Origin of the sequence: Roseixanthobacter glucoisosaccharinicivorans, from assembly GCF_043195095.2 — a bacterium.
Taxonomy (GTDB): domain Bacteria; phylum Pseudomonadota; class Alphaproteobacteria; order Rhizobiales; family Xanthobacteraceae; genus NCEH01.
Window position 1 is genome coordinate 775204 of record NZ_CM195538.1, and the last position, 14949, is coordinate 790152.

The following is a 14949-nucleotide window of genomic DNA, read 5'->3' on the forward strand; positions in this document are numbered from 1 at the left end:
CTGCCTGTACCACCTGATTCGGGCCAAAGGCGGATGCCGCGCGCCTCTTTTATCATGTTCGCACCGGGCGCCTAGGTGGCCGCAACGGCAGGCGAAGCACGCCGCCGAGGTGGCCGGGAGATCCGGGCCAGGTTGAGCGGTGCCGGGGATTTCAAGGCGCTAACGGCCTCCCCGCGCCACGGCCCGCAGGACGCGTGGTTCGCAGCCGCGGCGGAGGCAATGCCGCCGGCACCGGGTGTTTTTTGGACGGCGTGCGCCCCACAAAAGCCGCGGTGCTCCGCAACGGGGTGGCGCACCCCCCGCCTGAGGCCATATAAGACCCGCATCTCCCGATGCGTGTATGGACCCATGACGAGCCTCGCCAATCGCCCCTTTGTGAAGATGAACGGCCTCGGCAACGAGATTCTCGTGCTGGACCTGCGTGCCAATCCCGTGGAGGTGTCGCCTGCCGCCGCGCGTGCGCTCGCCCGTGCCGATGCGCTGCCGTTCGACCAGGCGATGGTGCTTTATCCCCCGCGCGCGTCCGGCTCCATGGGGTTCGTGCGAATCCTCAATTCCGACGGCTCTGAATCGGGTGCCTGCGGCAACGGCACGCGCTGCATCGCCGCTCTTGAGGCCCGCCGCACAGGGGCGCGGCATGTGCTGTTCGAGAGCGCAGCCGGCCTGCTGAATTGCGAGATCCTGCCCGACGGGAGCGTGACCGTGGACATGGGCGTCCCGCATCTCGACTGGAAGCATATTCCCCTGGCGCACGCGGTTGCCGACACCTCCGCCCATGTCATGGCGGGCTATGAGGCGCTGGGGCCGGCCAATCTCGTCTCCATGGGCAATCCCCACGCCGTCTTCTTCGTGCCCGACGCGGACGCGGTGGAGGTGGAGACGCTGGGATTCGCGCTGGAGCACGACCCGCTGTTTCCCGAACGCGCCAACATCTCCTTCGCCCAGATGCTCTCGCCCGACCACATCCTGCTGCATGTATGGGAGCGTGGCGCCGGCCGCACCCGCGCCTGCGGCACCGCCGCCTGCGCCACCGCGGTCGCCGCGGTGCGCACGGGCCGGTCGGGTCGCGACGTGCGCGTGACGCTGCCGGGCGGCGACCTCACCATCTCCTGGCGGCAGGCGGACGGCCATGTGCTGATGACCGGGCCGGTGTCTTACGAGTTTTCCGGCGTGCTCACCCCGGCCATGTTGGCGGAGGCGGCGTGAGCGCGGCGCCCGTTCATGCGCAGGGTGTCGAAGTCGTCACGTTCGGCTGCCGGTTGAACGCGCTGGAATCCGAGCAGATGCGGCGCGCCGCCGAGGCCTCGGGGCTGGAGCGCACGGTCATCGTCAATTCCTGCGCCGTCACGGGCGAGGCGGTGCGCCAGGCGCGCCAGACCATCCGCCGCCTGAAGCGCGCGCATCCCGACATGCGCGTGGTCGTCACCGGCTGCGCGGCGCAGACCGAGCCGGGCACCTTCGCCGCCATGGCGGAGGTGGATCGGGTGATCGGCAACGGCGCCAAGAGCGCGCCGGAAACCTGGGCGGCTACCCGTGCCGCGCTCGATTTCGGCCTCGCCGGCGAGGAGAAAGTGGTGGTGGACGACATCATGTCGGTGCGGGAAACCGCGCTTCACATGGTGGACGGGCTCGAGCGGCACACCCGCGCCTTCGTGCAGGTGCAGAACGGGTGCGACCACCGCTGCACTTTCTGCATCATCCCTTATGGCCGTGGAAATTCGCGCTCCGTGCCCATGGGCGAGGTGGTGGCGCAGGTGCGCACCCTGGTTGAGACCGGCCATGGCGAGGTGGTGCTGACGGGGGTGGACCTCACCTCCTACGGCACCGGGCTTCCCGGCACGCCGACGCTCGGCAAGCTGGTGCGCGCCATCCTGAAGCATGTGCCGGAGCTGAAGCGGCTGCGCCTCTCCTCCATCGACACGGTGGAAGCCGATGCGGACCTGCTGCGGGCGCTGGCCGAGGAAGAGCGGCTGATGCCCCACCTGCATCTCTCGCTGCAATCGGGGGACGATCTCATCCTCAAGCGCATGAAGCGCCGGCATTCGCGCGCCGAGGCGATCCGTCTTGTGGGCGAGATGCGGCGCCTGCGGGGCGACCTGGTGTTCGGCGCCGATCTCATCGCCGGCTTTCCCACCGAGAGCGAGGCGCAGTTCCGCAACACGCTCGACATCGTGGACGCCTGCGGCATCTCCTTCCTGCATGTGTTTCCTTATTCGCCGCGCCCCGGCACCCCCGCCGCCCGCATGCCGCAGGTGGCGCACGAGGTGGTGAAGGCCCGGGCGCAGCGCCTGCGCGAAACGGGCGCCACGGCGCTGCATCGCCATCTCTCCTTGTGCGTGGGCGCGCAGCGCAGCGTGCTGATGGAGAGCGGCGGCCTCGGCCGTACGGAGCATTTCACGCCGGTACGCGTTTCCCATCCCGCGCCACGCGGCACCATCCTCCCCCTGCGCATCGCCGGTCACGACGGCGCGCGGCTAATCGCGGCCTGATGTGATGAGCGACAGCGAGAACGGCCCCCCGCCGGCCCCCAAGAAAAAAGGCCTCTGGAGCCGCCTGACCGGAGGCTGGGGCAGCGAGCCCGAAGCACCCCCACAGGCCGACCCCGTCGCCGACCCCGCGCCGGCTCCGCTCCAGCCCGAGGCGGCCGAGGGCACGGAACCCACATCCTCCGAGGCGCCGGTGGGCGAAGCGGAGCCGGTTCCGGCCCTTCCCACCGACGCGCCGACGCCGAGCGATGCGCCAGCGATGGGTGACGGGCCTGCTGAAGAAGAGCAGGTGGAAGAGGGGCAGGTTGAAGAGGGCCAATTCGAAGAAGGCCAATTCGCAGAAGCATCGGCCCCGGAGGCGCCGGCCCATGATCCCCTGGCCGCGATTGCGCCGGTGGAAGAGCCGCCCGTTTTCGCCGAAGCGCCTTTCGCTCCGGAACAGTCCGCCGCGCCGTCCGATGCCCCGCAGGCGGGCGACGAGCCGGAGCCGGCAAAGACCAGCTTCTGGCGTCGCCTCACCAGCGGGCTGGCGCGCACCGCCTCCAGCCTCACCCAGGGCATCACCGACCTCGTCTCCAAGCGCAAGCTCGATGCCGACACCCTGGAGGAGCTGGAAGACATCCTGATCCGCGCCGATCTTGGCACCGCCACCGCCGCGCGGATCGTCGAAGCGGTGGGGCGTGGCCGGCACGACAAGATGATCGGCGCCGACGAAGTGAAGAGCCTGATCGCCGCCGAGGTCGAAACCATCCTTGCCCCGGTCGCCCGGCCGCTGGTGATCGACGGCGCGCAAAAGCCCTTCATCATCCTCATGGTGGGGGTGAACGGCTCGGGCAAGACCACCACCATCGGCAAGCTCGCCGCGCAATGGAAGGGCGAGGGCCGCAAGGTGATGCTGGCGGCGGGCGATACGTTCCGCGCCGCCGCCATCGAGCAGTTGAAGGTATGGGGTGCGCGCACCGGCGCCCGGGTGGTTGCCCGCGCGCCTGGGGCGGACGCGGCCGGCGTCGCCCATGATGCCATTACGGAGGCGCGCGCCGAGGGCGCCGACATCCTGCTCATCGACACCGCTGGACGGTTGCAGAACCGCACCGAGCTGATGGCCGAGCTGGAGAAGGTGGTGCGCGTGGTGAAGAAGCTGGAGCCCGGCGCGCCGCATGCGGTGCTGCTGGTGCTGGATGCCACCGTCGGCCAGAACGCGCTTTCCCAGGTGGAGGTCTTCACCAAGATCGCCGGTGTCACCGGGCTTGTCATGACCAAGCTGGACGGCACCGCGCGCGGCGGGATCCTGGTCGCCATCGCCGCGAAGTTCGGCCTGCCGGTGCATCTGATCGGCGTCGGGGAGGGGGCGGAGGACCTCCAGCCCTTCGCCGCCGCAGATTTCGCCCGCGCCATCGCCGGGATTGAGACCGACGCGCGCTAAAATCGCGCGTCGGGCGCGTGCGGGATGCAGATTCTTGCGCGGGGCATGGCTATGCTTTTCCATGACGGCCGGGTGCGGCCGATGGGGGCATGCGATGGCGTCGCGGGTGTGGATGGTTCTTTTGGCCTGCCTGTGGAGCGGGGCCGCTGGCGCGGCGCAGAAATCCGTGTCCTTCGCGGACGGCGCCTGTTCCGGTCGGGTGTGGTTCGACCCCACCAAGACCGACGAAAAGAGCCTGCGCGATACCCTGGCCCTGGTCTATGACTACACGCTCTCCGCCGCGCCCTCGCCCAGCTTTCCAGACAAGCCGGCCGACATGGGGCGCGTGAACGCCGCCGCCTATGCGGCCAAGTGCGCGCGCATCGAGGCCGCCGCCGCCGCGCTGAAGCCGCTGGATCTGCCAGGCGCGCGGGATTTCCACGCCAAGGTGAAGGATGCCGTGGCGGATTTCTGCGCCTTCAACATCGCCAAGCTCAAGGCTTTCGCCACCCCCGCCGCGCTGCGCGATTTCACCCCCGCACCTGCGGCCTGCGGCGTCTATGTGGATGCGCTGGAAGGCAAGGGGGATCTTTCCGCCGTGTGGCGCACGGCCGTTGCCGCCTCCTGCGTTAAGAACGCCAATCCCCAAGCCTGCGCCACGCGCGAACTGCGCCACGCCTCGGTGCCGGAGTCTGCCGGCTGGATGCGGCTCTACCTCATCACCCACGCCTGGAACAATTGCGCGGTGCCCGCCCTCAAGGTGAACGATCCTGCAGGCGAAGCGGCGCGCGCCGTGCTGATTCAATCGCTCGCCGAAGCCTTTCCGCGCCAGAAGCTGGACTGCGAGGGCGCCGATTGAGGCGCGGCGGGAGTGGTTTCACAGCCCGGTGTTCGCCCCGCTTGCGGGCAGACAATGGCTCGGCAACAGTGTTAAGCCCGGCACGACAGTCAAAAGCGCGGGGCGGGCGATGCTGCGCCCTCCGGCCGAACCAGGGTGTTCCATGACCATCAGTCCGTCCCCCCTTTCTCCCGCGCCCGCCGAGGCGACCGATCTGCGGGCAGCGATCCGCACCATCGTGGATTATCCCAAGCCCGGCATCCTGTTCCGCGACATCACCACCTTGCTCGGCAATGCCCGTGCGTTCCGCCGCGCGGTGGACGAACTGGTGCAGCCCTGGGCCGGGGCGAAGATCGACAAGGTGGCGGGCATCGAGGCGCGGGGCTTCATCATCGGCGGGGCGGTGGCGCACCAGCTTTGCGCGGGTTTCGTGCCGATCCGCAAGAAGGGCAAGCTGCCCCATCAGACCGTGCGCATGGCCTATGCCCTGGAATATGGCCAGGACGAGATGGAGATGCATGTGGACGCGGTGAGCGCCGGGGAAAAGGTGGTGCTGGTGGACGATCTGATCGCCACCGGCGGCACCGCTGAGGGCGCGGTGAAGCTGCTCCGCAACATGGGCGTGCAGGTGGAGGCCGCCTGCTTCATCATCGACCTGCCGGACCTCGGTGGCGCCGCGAAACTGCGCGCCATGGGCGTGCCGGTGCGCACGCTCATGGCTTTCGAGGGGCATTGAGCGGCGCCGTTTCGCAGCTTCAGCGGGCACCGCGCAGGCGGGCGGCGAGGATCATCGCGCCGCCGACCGCAGAAAGGCCGACCAAAAGGCCGTAGCTGCCCATGTAGCTGCCGACCCGGTCGTGGATCTGCGAGAAGATCACGGGGCCGAACACCACGCCTGTGAAGGTGAAGAACATGGCCGCCCCGGTGGTGGTGCCCACGGCCCGCGGCGGGCTGTTGCGCGCCACTTCGGAGAGATAGACCCCGTTCCAGCCCACGCCCGAAAGACCGAGCACCAGCAGCAGCGCCACGATCACCGGCAGCGGCCAGCCGGGCGCGGCAACCATGATCGCCACCGCGGCGCCGCCCATGAGCAGCGCGAGGAAGACCAGGACGCCGAGGCCGTCGTGGGCCATGTCGGCCACCTGGCCCCACAGCACGCGGCCCACCGCGCCCGACACCTGGACCGCCGCCAGGATCGCCCCAGCCTGGACCAGGGAGAAGCCGAGATCCTCCACCAGCAGCGCCACCAGGAAGGTGATGACGCACAGTTGCACCGCTGAGAAGCAGAAGGAGGAGAGCGCCAGCCAACGCAGGCGGGCGTGCGACAGCACCAGCTTGATGGCGGTGAACGACAACAGCCGGCTGCTGCCGGCGCGGCTGCGATGCCGATCCAGCTCCGCGCGGCCGAGCTGGGAGAGCGCGGCGACCAGCACGCACAGGCCGGCGACGCAGATCAGGGCCGCGTGCCAGCCGAGCGTCAGCGCGATCTGCGGCCCGAACAGGCCGGCTGCCATGCCGCCCAGCGGCACGCCCGTCTGTTTCAGGGAGAAGATCAGGTTGCGCCGGTTCGCCGGCGCATGGCGCATCAGCAGTTCAGACGCCGCCGGATTGATGAGGCCGTAGCCGAGCCCGGTTACGAAGGCGCCCAGCGCCATGGTGGGAATGGTGGGAATGCTGGCCAGCAGGCACCCGCCGGCATGGAACAGCATCGCGCTCTGACCGGTGCGGCAGGGGCCATACCAAGCAACCAGGGTGCCGGCGACCAGCGAAGCGGTCATGGCCGCGAAATAGACCAGGGAAATCTGATAGCCCACGCTCGCGGTCGGGATGCCAAGATCGCGTGCGATCGCCGGCGCCAACGCCGGCACCATCAGCACCGCCATTGTGCCCAGCGCCTGAACCGAAATCGTCTCGGCGAGCAAGGGAAGCAGGCCGATGCGCGGTTCCGGCGCCGCGGCGGCGGTTGGCTGCGCGCTCGGTTCCACGCTCACAGCGTACCTCGCCGCGCGCCGGACGCGCTGGGTGCGACGACATCACCGGGCGCGAGACTAGGAAAGCAGTACCGCGCCGGGCGCGGGACACGGGGGCAGAACATGACCATCAGCGAATCCAGAACGCCTTCGCTCGCGGCGCCGGCGCGCCAAAGAGAAGGATGTTCCCGAAGGGCGTCAAGGCCGCAGCGGCAGAGCTGCCGGCGCGGCCATGCAGAAGTTGCAGAGCGGATGGCGAGCCCCCGCCGAAGGCGGGAGATCACGGCATCTCTCTTCGCGTCAGGCGCGGGCGTCGCGGCCGCGGTTCAGCCCAGAACGGGCATCACGAACTCGGCGCCGGTGCGGATGCCCGCCGGCCAGCGCGAGGTGGTGGTCTTCAGGCGGGTGTAGAAGCCCACGCCCTCCAGGCCATAGACGTTGCGATCCCCGAAGATCGACCGCTTCCAGCCGCCGAAGGAGTGATAGGCGATGGGAACCGGGATCGGCACGTTGATGCCCACCATGCCGGCCAGCACGCCATAATCGAACGCGCGGGCGGCATCGCCGTCGCGGGTGAAGATGGCGGCGCCATTGCCGTATTCGTGGTCGTTCACGAGCTGAAGCGCCTCGTCGAAGCTCGGCACGCGCACCACGGAGAGCACGGGGCCGAAGATCTCCTCCTTGTAGATGCGCATGTCGGGGGTGACGTCGTCGAACAGGCAGCCGCCGATGTAATAGCCGTTCTCATAGCCCTGCAGCTTGAGGCCGCGCCCGTCCACCGTCAGCTTCGCGCCCTCGGAAACGCCGAGGTCCACATAGCCGCGCACCTTGGCGAGATGCTCCTTGGTGACGAGGGGGCCCATCTCGCTCGCCGGATCATTGCCCGGGCCGACCTTCAGCGCGCGCACGCGCGGCTCCAGCCGCTCCATGAGCGCATCGCCGACGCCGCCCACCGCCACCGCAACCGAGACCGCCATGCAGCGCTCGCCGGCGGAGCCATAGCCGGCGCCCATGAGGGCATCGACGGTCTTGTCGAGGTCGGCGTCGGGCATCACCACGAGATGGTTCTTGGCGCCGCACAGGGCCTGGGCGCGCTTTCCGTTGGCGGCGGCGGTCTTATAGACATATTCGCCCACCGCCGTGGAGCCGACGAAGCTCACCGCCGCGACCTTGGGATGGCTCAGCAGCGCGTCCACCGCCTCCTTGTCGCCGTTGACCACGTTGAACACGCCGGCCGGGAGGCCGGATTCGGCCAGCAGGTCGGCAAGGCGCAGGGAGAGGCTCGGGTCCTTCTCGGAGGGCTTGAGCACGAAGGTGTTGCCGCAGGCAATCGCCACCGGGAACATCCACATGGGCACCATGGCCGGGAAGTTGAACGGGGTGATGCCCGCGCACACGCCGACCGGGTGGCGCTGAGAGAAAGTATCGATGCCGCGCCCGACCTGATCGGAGAATTCGCCCTTCAGCAAATGCGGGATGCCGCAGGCGAATTCCACCACCTCGATGCCGCGCACCAGCTCGCCCTTGGCGTCTTCCACGGTCTTGCCGTGCTCGCGGCTGATCAGGGCGGCGAGATCGTCGATATTGCGCTCCAAAAGGTCCTTGAAGCGGAACATGACGCGGGCGCGGGCCGGCGCCGGCAGCGTCGCCCAGGCCGGCAGGGCGGCAGCCGCTGCTTGCACGGCTTCGTCGACGCGCGCGGTGGAGGCCAGCAGCACGGTGCCGATCTGCTCGCCCGTGGCGGGCTCGAAGGTGGGGGCCGAGCGGTCCTCGCCCGTGACGTGGCGCCCGTGGATGTAATGGCCGATGGTCTGCATGGTGTGCTCCCGCGCGAAATCCTGCCGCACTTGATCTCTGGTATCCGCGCGGAGCAACGCCTAAGATCCCGGACTCATTCCGCGTTTTTTGGCGTATGGACTTCTCCGCGATGAATTGGGACCATGCCCGCGTGTTTCTGGCCGTGGCGCGCGCCGGACAAATGCTTTCCGCCGCCCGCAAGCTCGGGCTGGATCACGCCACCGTCACGCGCCGGCTCACGGCTTTGGAGGCCGATCTTGGGGCCAAGGTGTTCGAGCGGCGGCCGAGCGGCTGCACGCTCACCGCCATCGGCGAGCAGTTCCTGCTCATGGCCGAGCGGGTGGAAAGCGAGATGCTGCGCGCCCGTTCCCTGCTGGGCAATGCCGATCTCAAGCTGGAAGGCACGGTGCGCATCGGCGCGCCGGATGGGTTCGGCACCTATTTCCTTGCGTCCCGGCTGGCGCGTTTCGCCGGGCAGCATCCCGATCTCGTGGTGCAATTGGTGCCGCTGCCGCGCACGTTTTCGCTGTCCAAGCGCGAGGCGGATATCGCCATCATCCTGGAGCGGCCGCAGGAAGGGCGGCTGTTCGGACGCAAGCTCACGGACTATTCGCTCGGGGTCTATGCCGCGCGCGCCTATCTGGACCAGACCGGGCCGGTTGAGCACGAGGCGGACCTCGCCGACCGCACGCTCGTGACCTATGTGCAGGATCTCACCTACAGCTCGGGCCTCGATTATATGGGCGCGCTGATCGAGCTGACCGCGCGACGGTTCGAATGCGCGAGCGTGGTGGGCCAGCTGGAGGCGATCCGGGCCGGGGCGGGGCTCGGCATCTTGCACGATTATGCCGCCGCCGCCTGCCCGGAGCTGGTGCGTATTCTCCCCGCCGTCACCTTCTCGCGCACCTATTGGCTGGTGGTCCACGCGGACCTGCGCGACCTGCGCCGCATCGCCGAGACCGAGCGCTTCATCGTCGACGAGGTGCGCGCCAGCCGCGGCGCGTTCGTGGTGGGGTAGGGGCGTTGAGACGGCGCGCTACGACGCCGCCTTCTCCGCTTCCCCTTCGCCGTTCAGCGCCTTGGTGAAGGTGGAGAAGAATTGGTCCGCCAGCTTGCGCGCGGTGGCCTGGATCAGCCGGCCGCCGAGGGAGGCGAGCTTGCCGCCGATCTGCGCGTCGGCCTTGTAGGTGAGAAGGGTTTCTTCCCCGTCCTCGGCCAGCGTCACCACGGCATCGCCCTTGGCGAAGCCGGCCACCCCGCCGCTGCCCTGGCCGACGATGCGGCAGCTTTCCGGGGGCGTGATGTCCTGCAATTCCACCGTGCCGGCGAAATTGGCGGAGACCGGGCCCACCTTGATCTGCACCTTGGCGGCGAAGGCGTTGGGGCCGGTTTCGGTCAACTCCTGGCAGCCGGGGATGCAGCGACGCAGCATTTGCGGATCGAGGATGGCCTTCCACACCGTCTCGCGCGGCGCGGCGATGCGATATTCGCCGACGATTTCCATGACGAAAGTCCTTTCGAGCGCTCACACGGCGCAATAGCGATCCTGAATGTCCTTGTCGGCCAGAAGCGCGGCGGCGCTGCTTTCATGGACGATTTCACCCTGGTCGATGATGACCGCCCGGTCCGCCAGCTTCAATGCCCATTCGACATTCTGCTCCACCAGCACGAGCGTCATGCCCTGGTCGCGCATCCTGCGGAACAGCACGCCCATTTCCTCCACCAGCACCGGCATGATGCCCTCGGAGGGTTCGTCCAGCAGGATCATGGAGGGTTTCGCGATCATGGCGCGGGCGATGGCCAGCATCTGCTGCTCGCCGCCCGACATGGTGGTGCCCTGCTGGTGCAGGCGCTCCTTGAGGCGCGGGAAGCTCTCGGCGATCTCGTCGATGGCCGTGCGCTCGTCGATCTTCTTGCCCGAGGCGACGAGGCCGAGCTGCAGGTTTTCCCGCACGGTGAGCCCCTGCACGATGCGCCGCTCCTCCGGCACATAGGCGAGGCCGAGCTTGAAGCGTTCGTGCGCGGCGCGCGGCAGAAGCTCGGTGCCGTCGAAGCGCACCCGCCCGGTGGCGCGCGGCATCAGCCCCATCACCGCGCGCAAGGTGGAGGTCTTGCCGGCGCCATTGCGGCCGACCAGGGCGACGATCTCGCCCTTCTCCACCTTCAGGCTCACCTTGTGGAGGATGTGGCTTGCGCCGTACCAGGCATCCAGGCCCTCGATCTCAAGCATAGCCATCGTTCTGACCCAGATAGACGCGACGGACTTCCTTGTCCGTCTGGATGGATTGGGGCGTGCCGTCGGCGATCAGCCGGCCGTGGTGCAGCACCAGGATGCGATCGCTGAGGCCCAGGATCATCTTCATCTTATGCTCGACGAGCAGGATGGTGCGCTCGGCGGCGAGCTTCTCGATGAGGGCGACCATCTCCTTGGTCTCCTCCGGGCCCATGCCGGCGGTGGGCTCGTCGAGCAGCAGCAGCTCAGGATCGGCTGCGAGCGCGATGGCGATCTCCAGCGCCCGTTGCTCGCCATGGGCGAGCGCCTTGGCGGTGCGATGTGCCTTGGCCTGGAGCCCCACGGCGGCGAGCGCCGCATGGGCCTTCTCGTCGAGTTCCCCGTAGCGGTCGCGATTGGAGAAGACGTCGTAACGCGCGACGAAGGCCTGCGCCGCCACGCGCACGTTCTCATGCACCGTCAGCTCGGGGAAGATGTTGGTGATCTGGTAGGAGCGGGCGATGCCGAGATGCACGAACTTGTGCTGGCGCAGCCCGGTCAGATCCTTGCCCTTGAAACGGATCGCCCCCGTGGAGGGTGGCAGCACGCCGGACAGCACGTTGAAGAAGGTGCTCTTGCCGGCACCGTTCGGGCCGATGATGGCGGTGACCTTGCGCGGCGCGAAGCTGGCGCTGATATCGGCGAGCGCGACGAACCCGCCGAAGCTGCGGCCGATGTTCTCGACGGAGAGAAGCGGCGTTGTCATCCCTGCGACCTCCGGGAAATGAGGGTGCCCCAGATGCCCTTGGGCAGGAACAGCACGAAGGCGATGAAGATCAGCCCGACGATGAGTTGCCAGTGGGAGGTCCAGAGCGAGGCGACATCCTCGATCAGCAGGAACACCAGGGCGCCCACGAACGGCCCAAAGAAGCTGCCGGCGCCGCCGAGCAGGGTCATCATCACCACCAAGCCGGAGGTCTGGTAGTGCAGAGTATCCAGCGGCACGATGGCGAGATGCAGGGCGGAGAGCGCGCCGGCCAGACCGCAGATGAGGCCGGAGAGGATGAAGACGATGAGCTTGGTGCGCTCCACGTCATAGCCGCAGGCGCGCGCCCGCGTCTCGTTCTCGCGGATCGCCTCGATCACCGCGCCGAAGGGCGAGTTCAGCAACCGCGAGACGAACCACAGCGCCAGCGCCGCGAATACCATCAGCACATAGTATTTCTTCACCGGGTCGAGGAAATCCACGGTGAAGCCGAACAGATTGATGGTGGAGACGGTGAAGCCGCGCAGGCCGTTTTCCCCGCCGGTCCAGGAATTCGCCTGGAGCGCCACGTAATAGACGAGCTGGGAGAGCGCCAGCGTCACCATGGAGAAATAGATGCCGCGGGTGCGGATCGACAGCGCGCCCATGATCGCGGCGAGCACCCCTGCGCCCAGCACGCCCACCAGCATGGCAGGAAACCAGCCGAGGCCGAAATGGGCGATGGCGATGCCGGTGAGATAGGCGCCGCCGCCGAAGAAGGCCGCATGGCCGAACGAGAGCAGCCCGGTATAGCCGAACAGCAGATTATAGCCGACCGCGAACAGGCCGAAGACCAGCACGTTCACCGCCAGCGCCTGGGAGGGCAGCACCCACGGCAGCAGGCAGAGGGCGAGGATCGACAGCGCGACCCGCCAGCGCTGGAGCGCGGCGCCGAGGCCGGTGGTTTTCACGCCCGTCCGCGCGGCCAGCGGCGGGGCGGCGGCGGAAGCCGGGGAAGGGGGCATGGAAGGATCTCCGCTCATGCGCGCACGCTTTGGCCGAACAGGCCCTGCGGGCGGAACAGAAGGACGAGCGCCATCAGCGCGAACATGACGATGGTCGCCATTTCCGGGGCGAACAAAGCGGTCATGGACACCGCGACGCCCACCACCAGCCCGGCGATCACCGCGCCGAGCAGGGAGCCCATGCCGCCGATGACGGTGACGACGAACGCCTCGGCCAGCACCAGCGTGCCCATTTCCGGCGTCACGTTGCGCATGGGCGCGGCCAGCACGCCGCCGAGCGCGGTGAGCGCCACCCCGAGGCCGAACACCACCAGCCACAGGGCGCTGATATCCACCCCCAGCACCCGCATCATCAGCGGGTCCTTCGCGCCGGCCCGCACGATAAGGCCGAACCTGGTCTTCTCCAGCGCCAGCCACAGCGCCAGCAGGATCACCGCCACGAGGCCGACCACGAACAGGCGGTAGAGCGGAAAATAGCCGATGCCCAGATCCACCACCCCGCTCAGCGCCTCGGGGGTGGCGAAGGGCACGCCGTCGGTGCCGAATACGATGCGCACCGCTTCCACCAGCACATAGCCGAGGCCGAAGGTGAGCAGCAGGGGATCATCCACCGAGCGCTTGTAGAGCGGGCGGATGAGGAAGCGTTCGATCAGCATGCCGAACGCCCCCACCGCCAGGGGCGCGAGCAGCAGCGCCCACCAGAAATTGCCGGTCTGCTCGGCCACCCACACGCCGGCATAAGCGCCGACCATGAACAGGGCGCCATGGGCGAAGTTCACGATGCCGAGCATGCCGAAGATGATGGTGAGGCCGAGCGCCGCCATGATCAGCACCGCGCCCAGCGCGACGCCGGAAAACAGCTGCATGAGGATGAGTTCGAGATCCATGACGGTGTCGGCTCCGGCTTTCTGTGTCGTCTCCTCCCCCTGTCAGGTGAGGTGAACTTCGGAATTTCCCCGCTGTCCCCCGAGGGGCGAAACCGGGAACTCCCCCTCTCCCTGATGGGGAGAGGGTTGGGGTGAGGGGCGTGCCCGGCGCGGCTTGATCCCGCCGGAAGGCTCTGCCCCCTCACCGGTCCGCTGCGCGGCCGACCTCTCCCCAATGGGGAGAGGTGAAGTTTAGCCTTACCTGTCCCCAGAGGGAGGAAACCGGGAACCCCCTCTCCCCGCCGGGGAGAGGGTTGGGGTGAGGGGGTCGCTCAGGTCGGGAAGCCCAGCTCCGCGCAGGAGCGCAGCATGTCTTCCGAGCCGGGATCATTGGCGATGATGGCGAACAGATCCTGATCGTTCGCCATGTCTGCCTTCTTCTTGGATTCGAGCACCAGCACCGCTTGCACCGATTGGTGATCGCAGGCGCGATAATGCTGGGGGCCCTTGGCGACGTCATATTTCAGGTTCTGCAGCGCCTCGACCATCTTGTCCGTGTCGGTGCTGCCGGCCTTCTCGATGGCCATCAGCAGCGAGGCGACGCCGGTGAAGCCATAGGCGCCGTAATCGGTGGGATAGGCCCCGCCATTGGCTGCCTTGAAGGCATCGTTGAACGTCTTCGCCGTGGGAATGGTGCTCTCCAGGCCCCAATAATAATTGGCCCCGCCGATCACGCCCGCGAACACGTCGGGGCCGACCGCGAGGCGCTGGTTGTGCAGGATGACCGGCACCACGATCTGCATCTGCTGCTTGAGGCCGAAATCATTGGCCTGCTTGATGGAATTGGCCTGGTCGCGGCCGAAGTTGCAGATCGCCAGGATGTCCGGCTTCATGGAGCGGATGCGCGGCATCAGTGTCGAATAATCGGCGGCGCCGAACGGGTGCAGGATCTCGCCGACGTTTTCCGCGCCGATGGCCGCGGCGGCGCGCTTGAATCCGCGCAGCATCTCATGGCCATAAGCGTAATCGGCCACGAGATAGGCGATCTTGGAGCCCTTCTTGAAGGTCTTCTGCGCCACCGCCGCAGTCGTCATGTGCGGGTTCAGCGCCTCGTGGAAGGTGAAGCGCGAGAAGTCCTTCACCTCGTTGATGGTGTCGGACTGGCTGATCGAAACATAGAGCACGCCGCGCGCGCGGGTCACCTCGTTTACCGCCAGTTGCACCGCGCTGGAGAGCGAGCCGACGATCGCGTGCACCTTGTCCTTCTCGATCAGTTCGAGGGTGCGGGTGGCGGCCTCGCCGGCGTTCAGCTTGTCATCGCGCACCAGAAGCTCGACCTTGCGGCCGCCGATGCCGCCCTTGTCGTTCACCAGCTTCACCGCCAGCTCGGCGCTCTTCACCTGGTCCTTCGCCTCGGCGCCGAATGGGCCCGTGAGCGGGGTGGGAAAGCCGATGCGGATGGTCTCGGTCTGCGCGCGCAGGATCGCGGGCGCGGCCATGAGGCCGATGCCGGCTCCCATGCCGGCAAGGACGGCGCGGCGCGATACGCCGGATAGCGGCGGATTTAGAAAATTGGCCATAGGTCCCTCCCAGGGGTCGTTTTTTATG

At 68.0% G+C, this 14949-nt stretch carries 14 protein-coding genes; 6 read left to right on the forward strand and 8 right to left on the reverse strand.

Annotated elements, in window-relative coordinates:
- The first annotated feature begins 348 nt into the window (after positions 1–348).
- The 5 genes from dapF to V5F78_RS03270 all read left to right on the forward strand — a co-directional run bounded on the left by dapF (position 349) and on the right by V5F78_RS03270 (position 5462).
- Complete coding sequence (gene dapF, locus V5F78_RS03250; RefSeq protein ID WP_394066603.1) at positions 349–1206, forward strand: diaminopimelate epimerase; 858 nt, start codon at positions 349–351, stop codon at positions 1204–1206.
- A complete protein-coding gene (gene mtaB / locus V5F78_RS03255; RefSeq protein ID WP_394066601.1) occupies positions 1203–2489 on the forward strand; it encodes a tRNA (N(6)-L-threonylcarbamoyladenosine(37)-C(2))-methylthiotransferase MtaB in 1287 nt (428 codons plus the stop codon). The genes dapF and mtaB overlap by 4 nt, the downstream gene beginning before the upstream one ends.
- A 4-nt stretch (positions 2490–2493) precedes the next feature.
- Positions 2494–3909, forward strand: a complete 1416-nt coding sequence (gene ftsY / locus V5F78_RS03260) for a signal recognition particle-docking protein FtsY (protein ID WP_394066599.1) — start codon at positions 2494–2496, stop codon at positions 3907–3909.
- Positions 3910–4075: 166 nt separating this feature from the next.
- On the forward strand, positions 4076–4747 hold the full coding sequence (locus V5F78_RS03265) for a hypothetical protein (protein WP_509276568.1): 672 nt from the start codon (positions 4076–4078) through the stop codon (positions 4745–4747).
- A 142-nt stretch (positions 4748–4889) separates the two neighbouring features.
- Positions 4890–5462 (forward strand): adenine phosphoribosyltransferase, encoded by a 573-nt coding sequence (locus V5F78_RS03270; RefSeq protein WP_394066595.1) that lies wholly within the window; start codon positions 4890–4892, stop codon positions 5460–5462.
- Positions 5463–5481: 19 nt separating this feature from the next.
- On the opposite strand, the gene V5F78_RS03275 is transcribed toward V5F78_RS03270, so the two are convergent.
- Together V5F78_RS03275 and V5F78_RS03280 are read right to left on the reverse strand one after the other, a co-directional pair.
- On the reverse strand, positions 5482–6717 hold the full coding sequence (locus V5F78_RS03275; RefSeq protein ID WP_394066593.1) for an MFS transporter: 1236 nt from the start codon (positions 6715–6717) through the stop codon (positions 5482–5484).
- A 305-nt stretch (positions 6718–7022) separates the two neighbouring features.
- Positions 7023–8513: a CoA-acylating methylmalonate-semialdehyde dehydrogenase gene (locus tag V5F78_RS03280; protein WP_394066892.1), complete on the reverse strand. Its 1491-nt coding sequence runs from the start codon at positions 8511–8513 to the stop codon at positions 7023–7025.
- 110 nt (positions 8514–8623) lie between these two features.
- Between V5F78_RS03280 and V5F78_RS03285 the strand changes: the two genes are divergently transcribed.
- The gene (locus V5F78_RS03285) at positions 8624–9511 is read left to right on the forward strand and encodes a LysR family transcriptional regulator (RefSeq protein ID WP_394066591.1); all 888 of its coding nucleotides are present in this window, start codon (positions 8624–8626) and stop codon (positions 9509–9511) included.
- Between the two features lie 18 nt (positions 9512–9529).
- On the opposite strand, the gene V5F78_RS03290 is transcribed toward V5F78_RS03285, so the two are convergent.
- From V5F78_RS03290 to V5F78_RS03315, 6 genes are all read right to left on the reverse strand, one after another.
- Positions 9530–9997: an SRPBCC family protein gene (locus V5F78_RS03290; RefSeq protein WP_394066589.1), complete on the reverse strand. Its 468-nt coding sequence runs from the start codon at positions 9995–9997 to the stop codon at positions 9530–9532.
- Between the two features lie 21 nt (positions 9998–10018).
- Positions 10019–10723: an ABC transporter ATP-binding protein gene (locus V5F78_RS03295; RefSeq protein WP_394066890.1), complete on the reverse strand. Its 705-nt coding sequence runs from the start codon at positions 10721–10723 to the stop codon at positions 10019–10021.
- Positions 10716–11471, reverse strand: a complete 756-nt coding sequence (locus V5F78_RS03300) for an ABC transporter ATP-binding protein (RefSeq protein ID WP_394066587.1) — start codon at positions 11469–11471, stop codon at positions 10716–10718. The genes V5F78_RS03295 and V5F78_RS03300 overlap by 8 nt, the downstream gene beginning before the upstream one ends.
- Entirely contained in the window at positions 11468–12475 is a 1008-nt protein-coding gene (locus V5F78_RS03305) for a branched-chain amino acid ABC transporter permease (protein WP_394066585.1), read from the reverse strand. The genes V5F78_RS03300 and V5F78_RS03305 overlap by 4 nt, the downstream gene beginning before the upstream one ends.
- A gap of 14 nt (positions 12476–12489) precedes the next feature.
- Positions 12490–13362 (reverse strand): branched-chain amino acid ABC transporter permease, encoded by an 873-nt coding sequence (locus V5F78_RS03310; protein WP_394066583.1) that lies wholly within the window; start codon positions 13360–13362, stop codon positions 12490–12492.
- A 311-nt stretch (positions 13363–13673) separates the two neighbouring features.
- The gene (locus V5F78_RS03315; RefSeq protein WP_394066581.1) at positions 13674–14921 is read right to left on the reverse strand and encodes an ABC transporter substrate-binding protein; all 1248 of its coding nucleotides are present in this window, start codon (positions 14919–14921) and stop codon (positions 13674–13676) included.
- Between the last annotated feature and the right edge of the window lie 28 nt (positions 14922–14949).